Raw genomic sequence first — 22,801 nt, 5'->3', positions numbered from 1 at the left:
GATCCGCCGGGCCCTCGTCGTACGTGATCGGTCCTGGTTCAGTCCTCGGGGTCGTCGAGGCGGGCCAGCCAGGTGGCGAACCGCTCGACGGCGACCTCGAACTCCGGGTGGGTGTCGACGAACTCCTGCAGCCGCTCGCCGAGCCAGGCCAAGGTGACCTCCTCGTCGCCCCGGCGCTGCTCGAGCTCCTCGATCCCGCGGTCGGTGAAGTACATCAGGCGCCGAACGCTTCGCCGATGAGGACCTTGGCCTCCTCCTGGTGGCGCTTCGCCGTACCGACCGCGGTGGTCGAGGACGCGGCGCGGGTGACCGGCTGGATCGCCCGGCCCAGCTGCGGGACCACGTTGAGGTAGAACGACGGCCACGGACCCTGGTTGTAGGGCTCGTCCTGGACCCACTTCACGGTGGCGTTCGGGTACTTGTCGAGCTCGGCCCGCACCTGCTCGGTCGGCCACGGGTAGAGCTGCTCGACACGCAGGATCGCCACGTCGTCGCGCTCGGACTTGCGGCGCTCGACCATGAGGTCCCAGGTGAGGCGGCCCGAGACGAGCAGCACGGTCTTCACCTTCGCCGGGTCGGCCGTCGCGTCGCCGATCACCGGGCGGAACTCGCCGGAGGTGAAGTCGGCGGGGACCGACGCGGCCTCCTTGCGCTTGAGCATCGACTTCGGGGTGAAGACGATGAGCGGCTTGTGCTCACCGCCGAGCGAGTGCCGGCGCAGCAGGTGGAAGTACGACGCGGGCGTCGACGGCTGGGCGACGACCATGGCGTCGTCGGCGCACAGCGCGAGGAACCGCTCGATGCGGGCCGACGAGTGGTCGGCGCCCTGGCCCTCGTAGCCGTGCGGCAGCAGCAGCACGACACCGGAGTCCTGGCCCCACTTGGTCTTGCCGGCCGAGATGTACTCGTCGATGACCGACTGGGCGCCGTTGACGAAGTCGCCGAACTGGGCCTCCCACAGGACCAGCGCGTCGGGGCGCGCCACCGAGTAGCCGTACTCGAAGCCGAGGGCGGCGTACTCCGAGAGCAGGCTGTCGTAGACGAAGAACTTGGCCTGGTCCTCGGTGAGGTTGGCCAGCGGCGTCCACTCGTCGGCGTTGACCCGGTCGATGATCGTCGCGAACCGCTGCACGAAGGTGCCGCGGCGCGAGTCCTGGCCGGCCAGGCGCACCGGGCGGCCGTCCATCAGCAGCGAGCCGAAGGCGAGGATCTCGCCGGTGCCCCAGTCGATCGGGCCGTCGGCGATCGCGGCCGCGCGGCGCTGGAGCTGGGGCATCACCTTCGGGTGGACGGTGAAGCCGTCCGGCGGCGTGACGTAGGCGTCGGCGATCCGCTTGAGGACCTCCGGCGTCACGGCGGTCTGGGTCTCGCCGACCGGCTTGTCCGGGTAGTCCGGGACCGTGGTCCACTCGGACGGCGCGGCGGTCGCCTCGCGGACCTCGGTGAACACCCGCTCCAGCTGCTGCTGGTAGTCGCGCAGGACCTGCTCGGCCTCCTCGATCGTGATGTCGCCACGACCGATGAGGGACTCCGTGTAGAGCTTGCGGACCGAGCGCTTCTGCTCGATCAGGTCGTACATCAGCGGCTGGGTGTACGACGGGTCGTCGCCCTCGTTGTGCCCGCGGCGGCGGTAGCAGACGAGGTCGATGACGACGTCGCTGTTGAACGCCTGGCGGTACTCGAACGCGAGCCGCGCCACGCGGATGCACGCCTCCGGGTCGTCGCCGTTGACGTGGAAGATCGGCGCCTGCACCATCCGGGCCACGTCGGTGCAGTAGAGCGTCGAGCGCGACGAGCCGGGGGAGGTGGTGAACCCGACCTGGTTGTTGATGACGACGTGGATCGTGCCGCCGGTGCGGTAGCCGCGCAGCTGGGAGAGGTTGAGCGTCTCGGCCACGACACCCTGGCCGGCGAAGGCGGCGTCGCCGTGGATGAGCATCGGCAGCACCGGGAACTCGGCGCCACGGTCGAGGACGTCCTGCTTGGCGCGGGCGATGCCCTCGAGCACCGGGTCGACCGTCTCGAGGTGCGACGGGTTCGCCGCGATCGAGACGGCGATGGTCTCGCCGGTGCCCGCCACGAAGGTGCCCTCGGCACCCAGGTGGTACTTCACGTCGCCCGACCCCTGCACGGTGCGCGGGTCGATGTTGCCCTCGAACTCGCGGAAGATCTGGTTGTAGGACTTGCCGACGATGTTGGCCAGCATGTTGAGACGGCCGCGGTGGGCCATGCCGATCGCGACCTCGACCAGGCCCGCCTGGGCGGCGGCCTCGGCGATCTCGTCGACGACGGGGACGGTGGTCTCGCCGCCCTCGAGCGAGAACCGCTTCTGGCCGACGAACTTGGTCTGCAGGAACGTCTCGAACGCCTCGGCCTGGTTGAGCTTCAGCAGGATCCGGAGCTGCTCCTCGCGGGGCGGCTTGGTGTGGGGCTGCTCGACCCGCTCCTGGATCCAGCGGCGTTGCTCGGGATCCATGATGTGCATGTACTCGATGCCGGTGGTGCGGCAGTACGAGTCGCGCAGGATGCCGAGGATGTCGCGCAGCTTCATGAAGCGCCGGTCGCGTCCGCCGAAGGACCCGGTCGGGAACTCCCGCTCGAGGTCCCACAGGGTCAGGCCGTGCGACTCGATGCGCAGGTCGGGGTGGCTGCGCTGCTTGTACTCCAGCGGGTCGGTGTCGGCCATCAGGTGGCCGCGCACGCGGTAGGCGTGGATCAGCTCGAGGATCCGGGCCTGCTTGTCGATCTGGTCGTCGTGGGACGTCGCGATGTCGGCGTTCCAGCGGATCGGCTCGTAGGGGATCCGCAGCGCGCGGAAGATCTCGTCGTAGAAGCCGTCCTGGCCGAGCAGGTACTTGTGCACCTGGCCGAGGAACTCGCCCGACTGCGCGCCCTGGATGACGCGGTGGTCGTAGGTCGAGGTCATCGTCATGATCCGCGAGATCGCGTTGCGCGCGATGGTGTCCTCGGACGCGCCCTGGAACTCCGGCGGGTAGTCCATCGAGCCCACGCCGATGATGGCGGCCTGGCCCTGCATGAGGCGGGGCACCGAGTTGTTGGTGCCGAGGCCGCCGACGTTGGTGAGGCTGACGGTCGTGCCGGAGTAGTCCTCCATCGTCAGCTTGTTGTCCTTGGCCTTGCGCACGATGTCCTCGTACGCCGTCCAGAACTGCGCGAAGTCCATCGCCTCGCACGCCTTGATGCTGGGCGCGACGAGCTGGCGGGTGCCGTCCTTCTTCTGCTGGTCGATGGCCAGGCCCAGGTTGATGTGGGCCGGCGTCACCATGGTCGGCTTGCCGTCGATCTCGTCGTAGGTGTTGTTCATCGCCGGCAGCGCCTTGATCGCCTTGACGATCGCGTAGCCGATCAGGTGGGTGAACGACACCTTGCCGCCGCGGGCGCGCTTGAGGTGGCTGTTGATGACGATCCGGTTGTCCCAGAGCAGCTTGACCGGGATGTTGCGCACCGAGGTCGCCGTCGGTACCGACAGCGAGATGTCCATGTTCTTCGCGGTGGCGGCCGGGATGCCGCGCAGCACCGTGAGGGTGGGCTCGTCGCTGGCCGTGACCGGCGCCGGACGCGGGGCGTCCTTCGGCGTCGGGGCGGGGGAGTCGGCCTTCGGCGGCGTCGGCGTCGTCGAGGAGGCGGGGCTCACCTGGGGGGCCGGGGTGGCCTTCGGGGTCGGTGCCGCGGCGGGAGCGGCGGGCGCCGCGGCGGCGGCCGGGGCGGGAGCAGTGGCAGTCGCGGTCGTCGTCCCGTTGCTGCTGTCGTTCCTGAAGAACGTCGCCCAAGCGGGATCGACGCTGTTCGGATCGGCCTCGAACCGTTCCTTCATCTCCTCCACGAGCCACTCGTTGGCTCCGAAGTCCTCGGGAACGGGAGATCCGGTGGACTGGTCTGACGACTGCGTCACGACGTGCTTCGCCTCTTCCGATGAGCTGGACGCACCCGCCGCCGATAGCGGGTGGCTGTCGACCGACAAGGCTAGTCCCCCGGGGAAGCAAATACCGCCCTGTGGTCACCCTTTGCGACCGGGTGTTGCGCAACCGACACACAAGCGGCGATTCCCGCCTGTGGAACGTGTTCTCGTCCTGTGCTGCTCAGGCGGTCGTGACGCCGTCACGGGCCTCGCGGGCACCCCGCCCGGCAAGGGCGTCCGCGCGCTCGTTGCCGGGGTCGCCGGCGTGCCCCTTGACCCAGTGCCAGGCCACCTCGTGGGCGGCCGCGGCGACGTCGAGGCGCCGCCACAGGTCCTCGTTCTTCACCGGTGCCTTCGCGGCCGTGCGCCAGCCGTTGGCCTTCCACTTCGCCACCCAGGACAAGATCCCGTTGCGGACGTAGCTGCTGTCGGTGTGCAGGTCGACGGCGGAGGGCCGGTTGAGGAACTCCAGGGCCTGGATGGCCGCCATCAGCTCCATCCGGTTGTTGGTCGTGGCCGGCTCGCCGCCGTACAGCTCCTTCTCGTGCCGGCCGTACCTCAGCAGCGCACCCCAGCCGCCCGGCCCCGGGTTGCCCAGGCAGGCGCCGTCGGTGTGGATGGAGACGCGGGAGGTCGAATCGGTCGGCACGGGGGAAGAGCGTAGCGACGTCTTGTTCGTCGAGTAGCCGCGGAGCGAGGAACGAGCGAAGCGGCGTATCGAGACGCCTCACGATGGTCTCGATACGCGCGTCGCGACCTCGTGCCTCGGTCGCGGCGCTACTCGACCTCCCCGTCTGCTCCGTGACGGTCCTCGTTCCTCGGACCGTCACGGGCCGGTGAGCGCCTCCGGCAGGATTCGAACCTGCGACACCTGGTACCGGAAACCAGTGCTCTATCCCCTGAGCTACGGAGGCATGCGCCCCGATCCGTGAGGTCGGGAGGCGCGGTGAGGAACCTTACCGGGCGTCGTCCGTGCAAAGGAAACCGGTGCCCCTCGATACCCTTGGCCGGTGACTCCAGCGCAGCTCTCCACCACGATCGTCGACGCCCTCTCGACGCTCGTCGACCAGGGTGACCTCGCCCTGCCCGACGGCGTCCCGACCGAGGTGACGGTGGAGCGACCCCGGCAGAAGGGGCACGGCGACTACGCGACCAACGTCGCGCTGCAGCTGGCGAAGAAGGCCGGCACCAACCCGCGCGCGCTCGGCGAGCTCCTGGCGGCTCGGCTCAAGGAGGCCGACGGGATCGCTGACGTCGAGCTGGCCGGGCCGGGGTTCCTCAACATCACCGTCGAGGCCGGGGCGCAGGGCCAGGTGGCGGCCGAGGTGGTCGCCGCCGGCTCGTCGTACGGGCGCACCGACACCCTGCACGGCCAGAAGATCAACGTGGAGTTCATCTCCGCCAACCCGACCGGGCCGCTGCACCTGGGCCACACCCGGTGGGCGGTGCTCGGCGACGCGATCGGGCGGGTGCTCGCGGCGGCCGGCGCCGAGGTGACGCGGGAGTTCTACATCAACGACCGCGGCGTGCAGATGAACCACTTCGCCGACTCGATCATCGCCTCGGCGCTGGGGGAGCCCAAGCCCGAGGACGGCTACGCCGGCGCCTACATCGACGACCTCGCGAAGGCAGTCGAGGCGGCCAGCCCGGGGATCTTCCAGCTCGAGGGCGAGGAGCGGCGCGCCGCCGTACGCGCGAAGGGCTACGAGATCCAGCTCGCCGAGCAGCAGGCGCAGCTCGACTCCTTCAACACCCACTTCGACGTGTGGTTCTCCGAGCTCTCGCTGCACGACTCGGGCTCGGTGCCGCAGACGCTTCAGCGGCTCAAGGACCTCGGCCACGTCTTCGAGGAGGGCGGTGCGCTGTGGATGCGCACCACCGACTTCGGCGACGACAAGGACCGGGTCCTGATCAAGTCCGACGGCGAGCTCACCTACTTCGCCTCCGACACCGCCTACTACCTCAACAAGCGGGCCCGCGGCTTCGAGCACTGCATCTACCTGCTCGGCGCCGACCACCACGGGTACGTCGGCCGGCTGCGGGCGATGGCGGCCTGCGTCGGCGACGACCCCGACCAGACCCTCGACGTGATGATCGGCCAGCTGGTCAAGATCCTGCGCGACGGGCAGGAGCTCAAGCTCTCCAAGCGTGCCGGGACGATCGTGACCCTCAACGAGCTCGCCGAGGAGATCGGCGTCGACGCCCTGCGCTACTCGCTGGCGCGCTACCCGGCCGACTCGCCGCTGACCCTCGACGTCGCGGAGATCACCAAGGCGTCCAACGACAACCCGGTCTACTACGTCCAGTACGCCCACGCCCGTACCTGCCGGATGCTCGCGAACGCCGCCGACCTCGGCATGGCTCTGCCCGGCGACGCCTTCGACCCGAGCCTGCTCGACCACGAGCGCGACGGTGAGCTGCTCCGGGCGCTCGCGGAGTACCCGCGGGTCGTGGCCAGCGCCGCCGAGCTGCGCGAGCCCCACCGGGTGGCGCGCTACCTCGAGGACACCGCGTCGGTCTTCAACAAGTGGTACGACACCAAGGAGTGCCGGATGCTGCCGCAGGGCGACGAGCCGGTCGGCCCGGCCAACCTGGCCCGCCTGGTGCTCGTCGTCGCCACGCAGACGGTGATCGCCAACGGTCTCGACCTGCTCGGCGTCTCCGCGCCGGAGCGGATGTGATGGGACGCGTCCCGCCCGGTGACTACGCCGGTACCTCCCCGCACTGGTTGCGCGAGCCGGCCGACGTCAACGCGCTGGTGCCGGTCCTGTGGCCGGCGTCGGCGCGCAAGGACGACGACGGGGTGCTCCACGTCGGCGGGCTGGCGGTCCCGGACCTCGTGGCCGACGTGAACACGCCGGCGTACGTCCTCGACGAGGACGACTTCCGGTCGCGGGCCCGCGCGTTCCGCGACGGCTTCGCCGGCTACGACGTCTACTACGCCGGCAAGGCGTTCCTGTGCACGGCCGTCGCCCGGTGGGTGGCGGAGGAGGGGCTGTGCCTCGACGTGTGCAGCGACGGCGAGCTGACCGTCGCGCTGCGGGCCGGCACCGACCCGGCGCGGATCGGCTACCACGGCAACAACAAGACCGCCATGGAGCTGCGCCGCGCGGTCGACGCCGGGGTCGGCCGGATCATCGTCGACTCGTTCCACGAGATCGAGCGGGTCGCCGACGTCGCGCGCCAGCTCGGCGTACGCCAGGGCGTGATGATCCGGGTGACCGCCGGTGTCGAGGCACACACCCACGAGTTCATCGCGACGGCCCACGAGGACCAGAAGTTCGGCTTCTCGATCTCCTCGGGCGACGCCTTCGAGGCCGCCTCCCGTGTCGTCGCGCAGGACGGCCTCGAGCTGCGCGGCCTGCACAGCCACATCGGCTCGCAGATCTTCGACACCTCCGGCTGGGAGGTCGCGGCGCGCCGGGTGCTCGCCCTGCACGCCCGCATCGCCGTCGAGCTCGACGTGGTGCTGCCGGAGCTCGACCTGGGCGGCGGCTTCGGTATCGCCTACACGACCCAGGACACGCCGGCGGCCCCCGCCGACCTGGCCGAGCAGATCACGAAGATCGTCGCGGGGGAGTGCGCGGCGCTCGGCATCGCGGTCCCGCACCTGTCCGTCGAGCCCGGCCGTGCGATCGTCGGTCCCGCGATGTGCACCGTCTACACGGTCGGCACGGTCAAGGAGGTCGCCCTCGACGGCGGCGCCACCCGCACCTACGTCTCCGTCGACGGCGGCATGAGCGACAACATCCGCCCGGCCCTGTACGACGCCGACTACTCCTGCACGCTCGCGTCCCGTGCCTCGACCGCGACCCCGGTGCTCGCGCGGGTCGTCGGCAAGCACTGCGAGTCCGGCGACATCGTGGTCAAGGACGAGTTCCTCCCCGGCGACATCGCCCCCGGCGACCTGCTCGCGGTGCCCGGCACCGGCGCCTACGGCCGGTCCATGGCGTCCAACTACAACCACGCCCTCCGCCCGCCGGTGGTCGCGGTCAAGGACGGGCAGGCCCGGGTCGTCGTACGGCGCGAGACGGTCGAGGACCTGCTCGCCACCGACATCGGCTGAGCGGGCGCGCGCCCACCCGGAGCCGCTCAGGCGCCATCGGCCAGCCTGATCGGCCCGTCGCCGTACTCCTGGAGGACGTCGCCGGGATTGGCCAGCGAGCACGACCGTAGCGACAGGCAGCCGCAGCCGATGCAGTCGTCGAGGGTGTCGCGCAGCTTCTCGAGCCGGCTGATCCGCTGGTCGAGCGTGCTGCGCCAGGACCGGGACAGGCGCGCCCAGTCGGCCTTGGTCGGGGTCCGGCCCTCGGGAAGGGTGGCCAGGGCGTCGCGGATCTCGGCGAGCGAGACCCCGACGCCCTGCGAGACCCGGATGAAGGCGACCCGGCGCAGTACGTCGCGGTGGTAGCGCCGCTGGTTGCCGGCGGTCCGGATGCTGGTGATCAGCCCCTCGCGCTCGTAGTAGTGCAGCGCGGAGACGGCGACGCCCGAGCGGTGGGCGACGTCGCCGGGCGTCAGGTCGTGGCTGCGCAGTGCGCGGTTGAGGTCCATTGACCTCAACCCTAGTTCAGGTTGTCGGATGCCGTCATGCACGCGATCCGCCACCACTCCTTCGGGACCGCCGACGTCCTCCACCTCGAGCAGCTGCCCGACCTCGACCCCGCGCCCGGCCAGCTCCGGATCGCGGTCGAGGCCGCCGGGGCCCACCTGCTCGACACCTCGATCCGGGCGGGGGAGTCCTTCGGGGCGGGGCCGGCGCCCGAGCTTCCCGCTGTTCCGGGCCGTGAGGTCGCCGGCACCGTCGACCGGGTCGGCGTGGGTGTCGAGGAGTCGTGGCTCGGCCGACGGGTGGTCGCCCACCTCGGCTTCGCCGGCGGTGGGTACGCCGACCAGGCGGTCGTCGATGAGACCAGGGCCTACCCCCTGCCCGACCACCTCGACGCCGCGACGGGGGTGGCCGCGATCGGTACCGGCCGCACCGCGGCCGCGATCCTCGACCTCTCCGGGATCACGGCCGACGACGTCGTCGCGGTGACCTCCGCCGCCGGCGGGCTGGGCACGCTCCTCCTGCAGGGGGTGCGCAACGCCGGCGCGAGGGCCGTCGGCGTCGCCGGCGGGGCCGACAAGGTGGCGATCGCCGCCGGGCACGGCGCCGACCCGGCGCTCGACCGGCGTACCCCGGGCTGGGCCGACGGCGTCCCCGGCCCGCTCACCCTGGTCCTCGACGGCGTCGGCGGCGAGGTCGGCCAGGTGCTCTACGACCGGCTCGCGCCCGGGGGCCGGCTGGTCCGCTTCGGCTGGGCGTCCGGCACCCAGAACGCGTACGACGACCCGCAGCGTCGCGTCGTCGACGTGCTCGGCCCGCCGATCATGAGCCGCCTGGCCGAGTTCGAGCGCGCGGCCCTCGATGCCGCGGCCGACGGCTCCCGGGTCCCGTACGTCGGCAGCGTCTTCCCCCTCGCCGACGCCGCCGCCGCACACCGTGCGCTCGAGGCCGGCGCGACCACGGGCAAGGTGGTCCTCCTGGTCGAGCGGTCGTCGCGGTGACCGCCCTGGCCGAGCCCACGGCGACCTCGCCGTGGCGGGGCAGGCACGGCCGGACCACGGTCGGCGTCTTCTCGCTCGCCTTCCTCTTCGCCTTCGAGGCGCTCGCCGTCGCCACCGTGATGCCCGACGTCGCCGACGACCTCGACGGCCTGCGCTGGTACGCCGTCGCGTTCGCCGCTCCGCTGGCGGCCTCGATCGTCGCCCTCGCCGCGGCGGGCGCCGAGGTGGACCGCCGCGGACCGGGCCCGGCCCTGCGCCGCGGCCTGCTCGTCTTCTGCGCGGGCGTCGTGGTCGCCGGGCTCGCGCCGTCGATGCCGGTCTTCCTGCTGGGGCGCCTCGTGCACGGGTACGGCGGTGGCGTGCTGGGCGTCGCCCTCTACGTCGTGATCGCGCAGGCCTACCCGGAACACCTGCGGCCGCGGGTGTTCGCGGTGCTGACCACCGCCTGGGTGCTCCCGGCCCTGGTCGGCCCGGTGCTCGCGGCCCAGGTCGCGGCGGCGGTCGGCTGGCGCTGGGTGTTCCTCGGTGTCCCGTTGGTCGCGGTGGCCGCCTGGCTGCTGGTCGCCGGCGCACCGTCGCGGCCCGGGGTCGAGCGCGCCGAGCCGCGCAGGCTCCCGTTTGCGGTGCTGGCCGCCGGCGGTGTCCTGCTGGTCAGCCTCGCCGGCCAGCGCACCCTGCCGGCCTGGCCGCTCCTCGTCGCCCTGGGCCTGGTCGCGATCGGCGCCGGCGGCCGACGCCTGCTGCCGCCGGGCGCCTGGCGGATGGGGGCCGGTCTCCCGGCGGTCCTCGGCTCCCGCGCCGCCATCGGCACCGCCTTCGCGGCGGCCGAGGTCTACGTCCCGCTCCTGCTCACCCTCCGGCGAGGGCTCTCCCTGGCCGAGGCCGGCTGGGTGCTCACCGTCGGCGCCGTGACCTGGTCCGTCGGCGCCGTCCTGGCCGCCCGGTGGCGGGTGCTCGCCGACCAGCCGACCCGGGTCCGGCTCGGTGCCGTGCTCCTCGGCGGTGGCATCGGCTGCTTCGCGCTCGTGGCGGCGCCGGGAGTCCCGCTCGTCGTACCGGTCCTGGGGTGGGCGTGCGCCGGCCTCGGCATCGGGATGGCCTTCTCGACCCTCTCGGTCCTCGCCCTCGCCACGGCCCGGGAGGGAGAGGAAGGACGCACCTCGTCGGCGCTCCAGGTCAACGACTACCTCACCAACAGCGCCGGGCTCGCCCTCGGCGGCGTGGTGTTCGCGAGCTTCGCGGCGACCACGCCGGTCGCCGCCGCCACCGGGCTCGTCGTCGTCGCCGCCGTGGTCGGTGCTCTGGCCCTGGTCCCGGCGGCGCGCCTGGGAGGGTCCTAGGCTGACGCCCGCACGGAGAAGCGGGACCGGTACTGCTGCGGAGGCAGCCCGACGCGGTCGCGGAAGTGCTTGCGCAGTGCGGCCGCCGTGCCGAATCCGGACAGGTCGGCGACCCGGTCGATGCCGGTGTCGGTGGTCTCCAGCAGCTCCTTGGCCCGCTCGACCCGGGCCTGGGCCAGCCAGTTCCCCAGGGTCAGGCCGGTCTCGTCGCGGAACCTCCTGGTCAGCGTCCGCACGCTCAGGCCGAAGGCCCGGGCGACCTCGTCCAGGCTGACCGGCTGGTCGAGGCGGTCCAGGAGCCAGGCACGGACCTCCGCGGTGGTCCCGGGGCCGTCGGCGACCACGGGACGTGCGACGAACTGCGACTGACCGCCGCCGCGGTGCGGCGGGGCGAGCGTCGCCCGCGACACGTCGGCCGCGACGGCCGCGCCGAGGTCCTTGGCGATGATGTGCAAGGTGAGGTCGATGGCGGCCGACGCGCCCGCTGCGGTCAGCACGTCGCCCTCGTCGACGAACAGGGCGTCGGGCTGGAAGTCCACCTGGGGGAAGGTGGCGCGGAAGTGCTCCGCCGTACGCCAGTGGGTCGTCGCGGCGCGACCGTCGAGCAGGCCGGAGGCGGCGACGGTGAAGGCGCCGGTGCAGTACGACACCACCCGCTGCGCCGACCGGTGCGCCAGTCCGACCGGGTCCGCGCCGTCGAGGGCCGTGCCCCACGGGGGTACGACGATCGTGTCGACCTCGTCGAGGACCGAGCGGTCGGCGGCGACCGCGATCGAGAAGTCGGCGGAGGTCGCCACCGGTCGGCCGTCCAGGCTGCACGTGACGACCTCGTACGCGGGCCGGCCGTCCACCTCGGCGGCCCCGAAGAACCGGGAGGCGATGCCGAGCTCGTAGGCGTAGACGCCGGGAAGCGCGACGACCCCGATGCGGTGCGGTGTAGCCATGGCCAGATCATGACACATGTCGTCTATCTGGCCACTGGTTGAGGGCCGGCCCGGCCGGAAGGCTGGAGGCTCCGAGAGACAGCCGAACCCAGAAGGAGCAGTCATGCGTGCAGTGCGCTACACCGGGCCCGGTGCGCCCGCCGAGGTCATCGAGTGGGTAGAGGTGGCCGCGCCCGTGCCCGCGGACGACGAGGTGCTGGTGCGGGTCGCCGCGGTCGGCCTCAACCCGGTCGACGTCAAGATCCGGGCGGCAGCCGCCGACTTCGGGCCGATCGAGTACTCGCCGCTGCCCGGGTGGGACGTGGCCGGCGAGGTGGCCGCCGTGGGGTCGGCCGTGACGTCCCTGGCGGTCGGGGATGCCGTGTTCGGCCTGGCCCGGTTCCCGCGAGCGGCGCACACCCTCGCCGAGCTGGTCGCCGTCCCGGCCGCGGACCTGGCGAAGGCGCCGACGTCGTGGAAGGTCGAGCAGCAGGGCGCCGCCCCGCTGGCGGTCCTCACCGCGTGGCACGCGTTCGACGCGGCCGGCCTGGTCGGCGACGCCGCGGGCAAGCGGGTGCTGGTGCTCGGCGGCGCCGGCGGGGTGGGTCACCTGGCGGTCCAGCTCGCCAAGGCCCGCGGCGCGCACGTGATCGCCACCGCGAGCCCGGCCAAGCACGCCGTGCTGGCCGGCCTGGGTGCCGACGAGACGATCGACTACCGCGACGACGCCGCCCTGGCGGCTCTCGCACCGGTCGACGTCGTGCTGTCGACGGTCGGCGACGGCGTCCCGCCGCTGGGGGCGGTGCGGGAAGGCACGGCGATCGTCACCATCACCGGGTTCCCGGACGGGGCCGTCGAGGAGCTGCGGGGCGCCGGGGCGACCGGCGTCGAGCGGATCATGGTCACCGCCGACGGCCCGGCGCTCGCCGAGGTCGCCGCCCTGGCCGATGCCGGACGACTCACCGTCCTCGTCGACGCCACCTTCCCGTTCGACGAGATCGTCGCCGCCCAGGAGAGGGTGGAGACCGGCCGGGTCACGGGGAAGGTCGTCGTCACGCTGCCCTGAGGCACGCACGCCCGGGCGCGCCCGGGCGGAACCGGATCGCGCCGCAGGTTGTCCGCGTTCTGCCGTCCCTGGCGGGAGGGTCGAGTGCCGCCGATACGATCAGCGCGTGAACAGTCCTCTCAAGGTTGCCGTGCTCGGCTGCGGTTCCGTGGGGTCGCAGGTGGTGCGGCTGCTCGGCGAGCAGGCCGACGACCTGGCCGCCCGGGTCGGAGCGCCCGTGGAGCTCGTCGGGGTCGCCGTGCGGCGCCTCGACAGCCCCCGCGAGGTGGAGGTGCCGGCCGGGCTGCTCACGACGGACGCCGCGGCGCTCGTCGCCCGCGACGACGTGGACGTGGTGATCGAGGTGATCGGCGGCATCGAGCCTGCCCGGTCGCTCATCCTGTCCGCGCTCGAGCACGGCGCGTCGGTCGTCACGGCCAACAAAGCGCTGCTCGCCGAGGACGGCGCGACCCTGTTCGAGGCCGCCGAGAAGGCCGGCCGCGACCTCTACTACGAGGCGGCCGTCGCCGGCGCCATCCCGATCCTGCGCCCGCTGCGCGAGTCGCTCGCGGGCGACAAGGTGACCCGGGTGCTCGGCATCGTCAACGGCACCACCAACTTCATCCTCGACAAGATGGACACCTCCGGCGCGGGCTTCGGCGACGCGCTCGAGGAGGCCCAGGCGCTCGGGTACGCCGAGGCCGACCCGACCGCCGACGTCGAGGGCTTCGACGCTGCTGCGAAGGCCGCGATCCTCGCCAGCCTGGCGTTCCACTCCCGGGTGACCGCCGCCGACGTGCACCGCGAGGGCATCACCGAGGTCACCGCCGGCGACGTCCGCTCGGCGCGCGAGATGGGCAGCGTCGTCAAGCTGCTCGCGATCGCCGAGCTGCGTGTCGACGAGCGCGGCGAGGAGGCGGTCAGCGTTCGCGTCCACCCGGCGATGATCCCGAGGTCGCACCCGCTGGCGAGCGTCCGCGAGGCCTACAACGCGGTCTTCGTGGAGTCCCAGGCCGCTGGGCAGCTCATGTTCTACGGCCCGGGCGCCGGCGGTGCCCCGACCGCGAGCGCCGTCCTCGGCGACCTCGTCACGGTCGCGCGCAACCACCGCCAGGGCACGCGCGGCGTCGGCGAGTCGGCGTACGCCGACCGGGCGGTGCTGCCGATGGGGGAGACCCGCACCCGCTACCACGTCGCCATCGACGTCGAGGACAAGGCGGGCGTGCTGGCGGCGGTGGCGCAGGCCTTCGCCGAGCACGGCGTCTCGATCCAGACCGTACGTCAGGAGGGCAGGGGCAACGACGCCCAGCTCGTCGTCGTCTCGCACGAGGCGACGGATGCGGCCCTGGCCGCGACCGTCGACCAGCTGCGTGACATGGACATCGTCCGCGAGGTCACCTCGGTGATGCGCGTCGAGGGAGCTGAAGAGTGAGCATGAGCACTACCGCGAACGGCCAGTGGCGGGGCGTCATCGAGGAGTACCGCGAGCTGCTCGACATCCCCCAGGACACGCCGGCGGTCACGCTGCGTGAGGGCGGCACCCCGCTGGTCCACTCCGACTGGCTCTCCGGGCTGACCGGAGCCCAGGTGTGGCTCAAGGTCGAGGGCAACAACCCGACCGGTTCGTTCAAGGACCGCGGGATGACCACCGCCCTCTCGGTCGCCGTCCACGAGGGCGCCCAGGCCGTCGTGTGCGCGTCGACCGGCAACACGTCCGCGTCGATGGCGGCGTACGCCGCCAAGGCCCGCGTCACCCCGATCGTGCTGGTGCCCGAGGGCAAGATCTCCGCCGGCAAGATGGCGCAGGCGGTGCTGCACGGCTCGAAGGTGATCCAGGTCCGCGGCAACTTCGACGACTGCCTCCGGATGGCGCGTGAGATGGCGTGGAAGTACCCCGTCGCGCTGGTCAACTCGGTCAACCCGGCCCGCCTCGAGGGCCAGAAGACCGCGGCCTTCGAGATCGTCGACTTCCTCGGCGACGCTCCCGACTTCCACCTGCTGCCGGTCGGCAACGCCGGCAACATCTCGGCCTACTGGCTCGGCTACACCCAGTACGCCGCTCTGGGTCGTGCCACCAAGAGGCCGGTCATGCGGGGCTTCCAGGCCGAGGGCGCCTCGCCGCTGGTGACCGGCGAGCCGTTCCCCGACCCCGAGACGCTCGCGACCGCGATCCGGATCGGGAACCCCGCCTCCTGGAAGCTCGCCGAGGCCGCTCGTGACGAGTCCGGTGGCCGTTTCGCGGCGGTCTCCGACGCCCAGATCCTCGCCGCGCAGAAGGCGCTGGCCAGCAACGACGGCGTCTTCGTCGAGCCCGCATCGGCCGCCGGCATCGCCGGTCTGCTCGCCGAGCTCGAGGCGGGGGAGTCCTACCGGGGATCCGTCGTCGCGATCACCGTCACCGGCCACGGCCTCAAGGACATCGCCACCGCCCTCGAGGGCCTGGTCATGCCCGACATCGTGGTGGAGGCCGACGTCGACGCCGCCGCACAGGCTGCGGGTCTGTGAGCCGATGACCTTCGTGGACGGCCCGGTCCGGGTCCGGGTGCCGGCCACGTCGGCCAACCTCGGCCCCGGGTTCGACACCCTCGGCCTCGCGCTCGACCTGCACGACCGGCTCGAGGCCGAGGTCCTCCCCGCCGGCCTGGTCGTCGAGGTCCAGGGGTACGGCGAGGGCCAGGTCCCGCTCGACGAGCGGCACCTCGTGGTCCGCGCCATGCGCGCGACCTTCGAGCGCCTCGGCAAGCAGCCGACCGGGCTGCGCCTGTCCTGCGTCAATGTCATCCCGCACGCCCGCGGGCTCGGTTCCTCGTCGGCCGCCATCGTCGCCGGCGTGTGGCTGGCCCGCGAGCTGGTCGCCGGCGGCAGCCTCCTCCTCGACGACGACGCGCTGCTCGACCTCGCCGCCCGGCTCGAGGGCCACCCGGACAACGTCGCCCCGGCGCTGCTCGGCGGGTTCGTCATCTCCGGCCAGGACGACGACGGCTCGTTCTGGGCGGTTCGCGGCAGCGTCGACCCGCGCGTCGGCGCGGTCGTGTTCGTGCCCACCACCCCGGTTGCGACCGAGGCGGCGCGCAGCCTGCTGCCGGCCGCCGTACCCCATGCGGACGCGGCGGCCAACGCCGGCCGCGCGGCCCTGCTCGTCGCGGCGCTCTCGGGCCGTCCCGAGGAGCTGCTGCGGGCGACCGAGGACCGACTGCACCAGCAGTACCGCCGCCCGGCCATGCCCGAGAGCCTCGCCCTCGTCGAGAGGCTGCGCGCCGAGGGCATCCCGGCCGTGATCTCCGGCGCCGGACCCACCGTGCTGGCATTCACGGACGGCCCCGGATCGGTGGCGACCGGGGAGCTCCTCGCCCGTTGCCCCGAGGGGTGGGGCGCGCACGCGCTGGCGGTCGACGTCACCGGCGCCGCGCCGGACGAGCGCTGACCACCGTGATCCGCACCACCGTGGTGATACATTGACGCTGCGCCGCAGTTCTCGGCGCCCCGGCGGGCTCGGCTCGCCCCTCTTCCAGGAACGACCCGGCCATCGGCCGGCCGGACCTTCGCAGAACCAGACCAGTGCGTGTTCCGCCGTCGTCCGATCGCGGAGCGCACGAGATACGTGGGAAGGACTCACGTGAGCGAAACTCCCGAATCCACCGCGCCTGCCTCGGACGCCCCGGCGGCTACCGCCGCCGCCCCGAAGAAGCGCACGGGTGGACTCAACGCCATGCTGCTCGTCGACCTCAAGGCGATGGCCGCAGGCATGGGCATCCGCGGTGCCGGCTCGATGAAGAAGGCCGCCCTCGTGGAGGCGATCAAGGCCGCCCAGGCCGGCGCCGCGACGCAGCGCACTGCGCCCGCCGCCGAGCGGCCCAAGGCGGCCGAGTCCGCGTCGACGGCGGAGCAGCCCGCGCGTGAGCAGCAGCCCGAGCGGAAGGCCGAGCGGAAGGCCGAGCAGAAGGCCGAGCAGCAGCCCCAGCCCCAGCCGCAGGCGGAGCAGCCGAGGGCCGAGCGGTCCAAGGCCGACCAGCCCAGGGACGACCAGCCGAGGGGCGAGCAGTCCAAGGCGGAGCAGTCCAAGGCCGAGCAGCCCAAGGCGGACGAGCCGAAGGCTCAGCACAAGCAAGGCGGCCAGCGCCAGCAGAAGCAGGGCGGCCAGAACCAGCAGCAGACGCAGCAGCAGACCCAGCACAAGCAGGGGGGTCAGCCCAAGCAGGACCAGCCCCAGCACAAGCAGCAGAACCAGCAGCAGAACCAGCAGCAGAACCAGCAGCAGAACCAGCAGCAGAACCAGCAGGACCAGGCCCGCGCCGCGGCGGCCGGTGAGCACGACGAGATCGACGACGACGGCGACGGCGAGGGCGGCAGCCGCCGCAACCGCCGCCGCCGCGGCAGGGACCGCGACCGCGACCGCACCAGCCGGACCGGCCGCGAGCCCGACACCGAGGTGCGCGAGGACGACGTCCTGGTGCCCGCGGCCGGCATCCTCGACGTGCTCGACAACTACGCGTTCGTCCGCACCGCCGGCTACCTCGCCGGGCCCGACGACGTCTACCTGTCGCTCTCGATGGTCCGCAAGTACGGCCTGCGCCGCGGTGACGCGATCACCGGCCAGGTCCGTCAGCCGCGTGACGGCGAGCGCCGCGAGAAGTTCAACCCGATGGTCCGCATCGAGTCGGTCAACGGCGTCGACCCGGAGCACGCGAAGAGCCGGGTCGAGTACACCCAGCTCACGCCCGTCTCGCCGACCGAGCGGCTGCGCCTCGAGACCGGACCGGACGACCTGACCGGGCGCCTCATCGACATGGCGGCGCCGGTCGGCAAGGGGCAGCGCGGTCTCATCGTCTCACCCGCCCGGGCCGGCAAGACGACGCTGCTGCAGTCGATCGCGAACGCGATCACGGCCAACAACCCCGAGTGCCACCTCATGGTCGTCCTCGTCGACGAGCGGCCCGAGGAGGTCACCGACTTCGAGCGCTCGATCAAGGGCGAGGTCATCGCGAGCACCTTCGACCGGCCCGCGATCGACCACACGACGGTGGCCGAGCTGGCCGTCGAGCGGGCCAAGCGCCTCGTCGAGCTCGGCCACGACGTGGTCATCCTGCTCGACGGGCTGACCCGCCTGGGCCGCGCTTACAACCTGGCGGCGCCCGCCAGCGGCCGGATCCTGTCCGGTGGCGTCGACTCGTCTGCGCTGTTCCCGCCGAAGCGGTTCTTCGGTGCCGCCCGCAACATCGAGAACGGCGGCTCGCTGACCATCCTCGCCACCGCGGTCGTCGACTCGGGCTCCCGCGTGGACGAGGTGATCTTCGAGGAGCTGCGCGGCACCGAGAACCTCGAACTGCGGCTGCGCAGCGACTTCGCCGAGAAGCGGCTGTTCCCGGCCATCGACGTGGTCGCGTCGGGCACCCGCCGCGAGGAGCTGCTGCTCGGCAAGGAGGAGCTCGAGATCATCTGGAAGCTGCGCCGCGAGCTCGCCGAGGGCGACCGCGCCGAGGCGCACGCGGCCCTGCTGCAGCGATTGCGGAACTCGCGCACCAACTACGAGTTCCTGCTCAAGGTCCAGCGCGACTGATCGCCGCGCGGGGTCGGCGGCCCCGCATTTGGGTGGCGTGGTCGCCGCCCGTAGAATCGACTGTTGGCTCCGGTTCACGTCCCACAACCCGTGGTGCGACCCGGACCCCCGTGAGAGGACACCATGAAGAAGGACATCCACCCCGACTACGTCGTGACCCAGGTGACCTGCACCTGTGGCGCCACGTTCACCACCCGCAGCACCGCGACCTCCGGCTCGATCCACGCCGACGTGTGCTCGCAGTGCCACCCGTTCTACACCGGCAAGCAGAAGATCCTCGACACCGGCGGCCGCGTGGCCCGGTTCGAGGCCCGCTACGCCAACGTCGGCAAGAAGTAGCCGTCTCCGAGCGCCGGTCGTCCGCCCACCGCGGACGGCCGGCGCTTCGCTTTGTCCGACCTTGTCAGGGAGTTCATGCGCTGGTCAGGGGTTGCAACCCCTGACCAGCGCATGGATCCCCGGACATCCGGGGATCCATGCAGCTGAAGGAGTCCAGGTGTTCGAAGCCGTCGAGGGCATGCTCGCCGAGCACGCCGAGCTCGAGTCGAGGCTGGCGTTGCCCGAGACCCACGCCGACGCCCGGCTGGCCCGCACGCTCAACCGCCGCTACGCCGAGCTCAACGCGGTCATCGCCACCTGGCGCGAGTGGCAGCGCTACGGCGACGACGCGGATGCCGCGCGGGAGCTGGCCGCCGACGACCCGGCGTTCGCCGAGGAGGTCGACACCCTCCTCGTGGCCCGCGAGGATGCGGCCGAGCGGCTGCGCCGGCTGCTCGTGCCCCGCGACCCGGCCGACGACAAGGACGTCCTGCTCGAGGTGAAGTCGGGCGAGGGGGGTGAGGAGAGCGCGCTCTTCGCGGGCGACCTGCTGCGGATGTACAGCCGGTACGCCGAGCGTCGTGGCTGGAAGACCGAGGTCCTCGACGCGACCGAGTCCGACCTCGGTGGCTACAAGTCGGTCACGGTCGCGGTCAAGAGCACCGGCAGCGTCGAGCCCGGCCAGGCGCCGTACGCCCTGCTCAAGTACGAGGGTGGTGTGCACCGGGTGCAGCGGGTCCCGGTGACCGAGTCGCAGGGCCGGATCCACACCAGTGCAGCCGGCGTGCTCGTGATGCCGGAGGCCGAGCAGGTCGACGTCGAGGTCAACGAGAACGACCTGCGCATCGATGTCTTCCGCTCCTCGGGCCCCGGCGGTCAGAGCGTCAACACGACCGACTCGGCGGTGCGGATCACGCACCTGCCGACCGGCATCGTGGTCAGCTGCCAGAACGAGAAGTCGCAGCTGCAGAACAAGGAGCAGGCGATGCGCATCCTGCGGGCCCGGCTGCTCCAGGCCGCGCAGGAGGCGGCCGACGCCGAGGCCAGTGACGCCCGGCGCAGCCAGGTCCGCACCGTCGACCGCTCCGAGCGGATCCGCACCTACAACTTCCCGGAGAACCGGATCTCCGACCACCGCACCGGCTACAAGGCCTACAACCTCGACCAGGTGCTCGACGGTGACCTCCAGCCGGTTCTCGACTCCTGCGTCGAGACCGACCTGGCCGCCCGCCTCGCCGCCCTCGAGGAGTGAGCGTGGAGACCCGCGACCTGCTCCGTGAGGCCGCCGGCCGGCTCCGGGCAGCCGGGGTCGCGAGCCCCGAGCACGACGCCGGCGAGCTGCTCGCGCACGTCCTCGGCACGACCCGGGGCCAGCTGTTCCTTGCGCCCGGCCTCGGCCCCGACCAACAGCAGCGGTACGACGACCTGCTGGCCCGCCGCGCCGCCCGGGAGCCGCTCCAGCACCTGCTCGGGGCGGCCTGGTTCCGGCACGTCGAGGTCGCCGTCGGCCCCGGCGTCTTCGTGCCGCGCCCGGAGACCGAGCTGCTGGCCGGTTGGGCGATCGACCAGGCGCAGGCGATCGTGGCGACGGGGCGGACCCCGGTCGTCGTCGACCTGTGCACCGGCTCGGGGGTGATCGCGAAGAGCATCGCCGACGAGGTGCCGCAGGCGGAGGTGTTCGCCGTCGAGCTCGACCCGCCCGCCCACGCCTGGGCCGAGCGCAACCTCGTCGGCACCGGCGTCGAGCTGCGCCTCGGCGACCTCGCCACCGCGTTCGACGACCTCGCCGGGAGCGTCGACGTCGTGGTCAGCAATCCGCCCTACGTACCCCTGGAGGCGTGGGAGTCGGTGGCCGTCGAGGCCCGGGACCACGACCCGCACCTGGCCCTGTTCTCCGGCGACGACGGTCTGGACGCGATCCGGGTGATCGCCGCCCGCGGCCTGGTCCTGCTCAAGCCCGGGGGCGTGGTCGGCGTGGAGCACGCCGACGTCCAGGGCGAGTCCGCCCCGGCGGTGTTCAGCAGCGGCGGGCGGTGGGAGGAGGTCCGCGACCACCGTGACCTCGCCGGCCGGCCGCGGTTCACCACGGCACGCCGCCCGCACCTCGAGCACCACTCGGTGGGAGGATGGCGAGCGTGAGTGCCGAGCGGTTCCCGACCGAGACCGACGAGGAGCGCGAGGCGGCGCTGGACGCGGCGAGCCGCGCAGTCCGGCTGGGCCGTCTGGTCGTGCTTCCCACCGACACCGTCTACGGCGTCGGTGCCGACGCCTTCGACCCCGACGCGGTCGCGCGGCTGCTGGCCGCCAAGGGCCGCGGCCGCGAGATGCCGCCTCCCGTGCTCGTCGGCACGAAGGGCACGCTCGAGGCGCTCGCGACCCGTGTGCCGTCGTACGTCGCGCCGCTGGTGGAGAGGTTCTGGCCCGGCGCGCTGACGATCGTGTGCCACCAGCAGCCGTCGCTGCAGTGGGACCTGGGCGACACCCGCGGCACGGTCGCGATCCGGATGCCCGACCACGCCGTGGCCCGTGAGCTGCTCGACCGCACCGGGCCGCTCGCGGTCAGCTCCGCCAACCTCTCCGGACGCCCGGCCGCCCTCGACGCGGACGCGGCGATCGAGATGCTGGGGGAGTCCGTCGCGGTCGTCGTCGACGCCGGCGCCTCGCCCGGCACGGTTCCCTCGACGATCCTCGACGCCACCGGCGAGCGTCCGCGGCTGCTGCGCCTCGGCGCGATCCCGGTCGCCGACCTCGACGCCGCGCTGTCCGACCTCGGCATCACCGTCCAGGTCGAGCCGGACGAGCAACCGGGGGAGCAACCGGGGGAGCAACCGGGGGAGCAGCCGGGGGAGCAGGAGGCCGCGCCCTCCGATGCGTGAGTACCTCGTCGTCTTCCTCGTCGCGGCGATCGTCACCTACCTGCTGACGGTCGTCGCTCGGGAGATCGCACTGCGCACGGGGGCCGTCGCGAAGGTCCGCGACCGCGACGTCCATGCGGAGCCGATCCCTTACCTCGGTGGTCTCGCGATGCTCGGCGGCCTCTGGGCGGCCTACCTGGTGGCCCAGCAGCTGCCGTTCCTGAGCACCCGCAACCCGTTCTCGGACGACGCGCTCTCGGTGCTCGTCGCGGGGACGTTGGTCTGCGCGGTCGGCGTGGTCGACGACATCTTCGACCTCGATGCGCTCACGAAGTTCGGCGGCCAGGTACTGGCGGTGGGGGTGCTGGTCTACGCCGGCATCCAGTTCAAGTACTTCTACCAGGCCACCGGCGAAGTGTTCGCGCTCGACACCGGCCAGGGTGCGCTGCTGACCGCCTTCGTGGTGCTGGCGACCGTCAACGCGGTCAACTTCATCGACGGGCTCGACGGCCTGGCGGCCGGGGTGATCGGGATCAGCGCGTCGGCGTTCTTCCTGTTCTGCTACGCCCTGTCGGTCCTCAACGACGTCAGCCGGGCCACCACCGGAGCCCTGCTCTCCGCGGCCCTGGCCGGCGCCTGTGTGGGCTTCCTGGTCCACAACTTCCACCCGGCCCGCCTGTTCATGGGCGACAGCGGGTCGATGCTGATCGGCCTGGTCCTCTCCGCAACGGCGATCACGATCACCACCCAGTTCGCCCCCGGTGACCTCGCCCAGGGTGCCGACGGCACCCGGTCGAGCCTGCTCCCGGTGCTGCTGCCGTTCGCGCTGCCGATCCTGATCCTGATCGTGCCCCTGGGCGACCTGGTCCTGGCCGTCGTACGACGCACGCGGGCCGGGCGCTCGCCGTTCGCGCCCGACAAGCAGCACCTCCACCACCGACTGCTCGAGATCGGCCACTCCCACCGCCGGGCGGTGATCATCATGTGGCTGTGGGCCGGCCTGATCGCGTTCGGCGTCGTCCTGGCCAGCGTGTTCACGGGGCCGGTGGTGTGGGCCGGGCTGGGCGTGAGCCTGCTCGTGACCCTCGCTCTCACCTTCGCGCTGCCCCACGTGCACGATCCCGCGGAGGCGCTCAGGGAGCCGGAGGCGACCCCCGATTCGGAGCCCTCCGGGACTTTGTGATAACTTTCACGAACTCCCGGAGGGCAACCTCCGAGACCGCCCAGGACGCACCCGAGCAGAACGGCCGCCGATGCTGACGACCGAGACCCGGACACACCGCGTGGTGTTGCG

The 22,801-nt window shown here is 72.4% G+C and carries 19 protein-coding genes and 1 tRNA gene; 14 read left to right on the top strand and 6 right to left on the bottom strand.

The window, feature by feature from the left end:
- Positions 1 to 38: 38 nt before the first annotated feature.
- The 4 genes from KU893_RS02135 to KU893_RS02120 form a co-directional block, all read right to left on the bottom strand.
- Positions 39 to 215, bottom strand: a complete 177-nt coding sequence (locus KU893_RS02135) for a DUF6104 family protein (protein WP_179650634.1) — start codon at positions 213 to 215, stop codon at positions 39 to 41.
- Complete coding sequence (locus KU893_RS02130; RefSeq protein ID WP_218232664.1) at positions 215 to 3,913, bottom strand: multifunctional oxoglutarate decarboxylase/oxoglutarate dehydrogenase thiamine pyrophosphate-binding subunit/dihydrolipoyllysine-residue succinyltransferase subunit; 3,699 nt, start codon at positions 3,911 to 3,913, stop codon at positions 215 to 217. Before KU893_RS02130 ends, KU893_RS02135 begins: the two co-directional genes overlap by 1 nt.
- A gap of 187 nt (positions 3,914 to 4,100) precedes the next feature.
- Positions 4,101 to 4,568 carry a ribonuclease HI gene (gene rnhA / locus KU893_RS02125; protein WP_218232663.1) on the bottom strand — a complete coding sequence of 156 codons (468 nt, stop codon included), beginning with the start codon at positions 4,566 to 4,568 and terminating at the stop codon, positions 4,101 to 4,103.
- Between the two features lie 192 nt (positions 4,569 to 4,760).
- Positions 4,761 to 4,833 (bottom strand) — tRNA-Arg (locus KU893_RS02120).
- Between the two features lie 96 nt (positions 4,834 to 4,929).
- On the opposite strand from KU893_RS02120, the gene argS reads away from it, so the two are divergent.
- Positions 4,930 to 6,600, top strand: coding sequence for an arginine--tRNA ligase (argS, locus tag KU893_RS02115; RefSeq protein ID WP_218232662.1), 1,671 nt, complete (start codon positions 4,930 to 4,932; stop codon positions 6,598 to 6,600).
- On the top strand, positions 6,600 to 7,985 hold the full coding sequence (gene lysA, locus KU893_RS02110; RefSeq protein ID WP_218232661.1) for a diaminopimelate decarboxylase: 1,386 nt from the start codon (positions 6,600 to 6,602) through the stop codon (positions 7,983 to 7,985). The genes argS and lysA overlap by 1 nt, the downstream gene beginning before the upstream one ends.
- A 26-nt stretch (positions 7,986 to 8,011) precedes the next feature.
- On the opposite strand, the gene soxR is transcribed toward lysA, so the two are convergent.
- Positions 8,012 to 8,473: a redox-sensitive transcriptional activator SoxR gene (soxR, locus tag KU893_RS02105; protein WP_218232660.1), complete on the bottom strand. Its 462-nt coding sequence runs from the start codon at positions 8,471 to 8,473 to the stop codon at positions 8,012 to 8,014.
- 36 nt (positions 8,474 to 8,509) lie between these two features.
- Between soxR and KU893_RS02100 the strand changes: the two genes are divergently transcribed.
- A complete protein-coding gene (locus KU893_RS02100) occupies positions 8,510 to 9,469 on the top strand; it encodes a zinc-binding dehydrogenase (RefSeq protein WP_218232659.1) in 960 nt (319 codons plus the stop codon).
- Entirely contained in the window at positions 9,466 to 10,809 is a 1,344-nt protein-coding gene (locus KU893_RS02095) for an MFS transporter (RefSeq protein ID WP_218232658.1), read from the top strand. The genes KU893_RS02100 and KU893_RS02095 overlap by 4 nt, the downstream gene beginning before the upstream one ends.
- Here the strand turns inward: KU893_RS02095 and KU893_RS02090 are convergent.
- A complete protein-coding gene (locus KU893_RS02090; RefSeq protein WP_218232657.1) occupies positions 10,806 to 11,753 on the bottom strand; it encodes a GlxA family transcriptional regulator in 948 nt (315 codons plus the stop codon). The two genes, KU893_RS02095 and KU893_RS02090, sit on opposite strands and share 4 nt — an antisense overlap.
- Positions 11,754 to 11,856: 103 nt before the next feature.
- Here KU893_RS02090 and KU893_RS02085 point away from each other — a divergent pair, with 103 nt between their 5' ends.
- From KU893_RS02085 to KU893_RS02040, 10 genes are all read left to right on the top strand, one after another.
- On the top strand, positions 11,857 to 12,798 hold the full coding sequence (locus tag KU893_RS02085) for an NADP-dependent oxidoreductase (protein WP_218232656.1): 942 nt from the start codon (positions 11,857 to 11,859) through the stop codon (positions 12,796 to 12,798).
- 106 nt (positions 12,799 to 12,904) lie between these two features.
- Complete coding sequence (locus KU893_RS02080) at positions 12,905 to 14,209, top strand: homoserine dehydrogenase (RefSeq protein WP_218232655.1); 1,305 nt, start codon at positions 12,905 to 12,907, stop codon at positions 14,207 to 14,209.
- 2 nt (positions 14,210 to 14,211) lie between these two features.
- Positions 14,212 to 15,282, top strand: a complete 1,071-nt coding sequence (gene thrC / locus KU893_RS02075; protein ID WP_218232654.1) for a threonine synthase — start codon at positions 14,212 to 14,214, stop codon at positions 15,280 to 15,282.
- Between the two features lie 4 nt (positions 15,283 to 15,286).
- Positions 15,287 to 16,201 (top strand): homoserine kinase, encoded by a 915-nt coding sequence (thrB, locus tag KU893_RS02070; RefSeq protein ID WP_218232653.1) that lies wholly within the window; start codon positions 15,287 to 15,289, stop codon positions 16,199 to 16,201.
- 192 nt (positions 16,202 to 16,393) lie between these two features.
- Positions 16,394 to 18,334 carry a transcription termination factor Rho gene (gene rho, locus KU893_RS02065; RefSeq protein ID WP_372449654.1) on the top strand — a complete coding sequence of 647 codons (1,941 nt, stop codon included), beginning with the start codon at positions 16,394 to 16,396 and terminating at the stop codon, positions 18,332 to 18,334.
- Positions 18,335 to 18,457: 123 nt separating this feature from the next.
- Positions 18,458 to 18,673, top strand: a complete 216-nt coding sequence (gene rpmE, locus KU893_RS02060; protein ID WP_218232652.1) for a 50S ribosomal protein L31 — start codon at positions 18,458 to 18,460, stop codon at positions 18,671 to 18,673.
- 157 nt (positions 18,674 to 18,830) lie between these two features.
- Positions 18,831 to 19,904, top strand: coding sequence for a peptide chain release factor 1 (gene prfA, locus KU893_RS02055; RefSeq protein ID WP_218232651.1), 1,074 nt, complete (start codon positions 18,831 to 18,833; stop codon positions 19,902 to 19,904).
- Positions 19,905 to 19,906: 2 nt separating this feature from the next.
- Entirely contained in the window at positions 19,907 to 20,791 is an 885-nt protein-coding gene (gene prmC / locus KU893_RS02050) for a peptide chain release factor N(5)-glutamine methyltransferase (protein ID WP_218232650.1), read from the top strand.
- Positions 20,788 to 21,528, top strand: a complete 741-nt coding sequence (locus tag KU893_RS02045) for an L-threonylcarbamoyladenylate synthase (RefSeq protein ID WP_257440971.1) — start codon at positions 20,788 to 20,790, stop codon at positions 21,526 to 21,528. Before prmC ends, KU893_RS02045 begins: the two co-directional genes overlap by 4 nt.
- Positions 21,521 to 22,690 (top strand): glycosyltransferase family 4 protein, encoded by a 1,170-nt coding sequence (locus KU893_RS02040; RefSeq protein ID WP_218232648.1) that lies wholly within the window; start codon positions 21,521 to 21,523, stop codon positions 22,688 to 22,690. The genes KU893_RS02045 and KU893_RS02040 overlap by 8 nt, the downstream gene beginning before the upstream one ends.
- The last annotated feature ends 111 nt before the right edge of the window (positions 22,691 to 22,801 follow it).

The sequence above is a fragment of the Nocardioides daeguensis genome (assembly GCF_019192965.1).
In the GTDB taxonomy this organism is placed as follows: domain Bacteria; phylum Actinomycetota; class Actinomycetes; order Propionibacteriales; family Nocardioidaceae; genus Nocardioides; species Nocardioides daeguensis.
The sequence above is the reverse complement of the archived record's forward strand: the minus strand, read 5'-3'. Positions and strand labels throughout refer to the sequence as shown.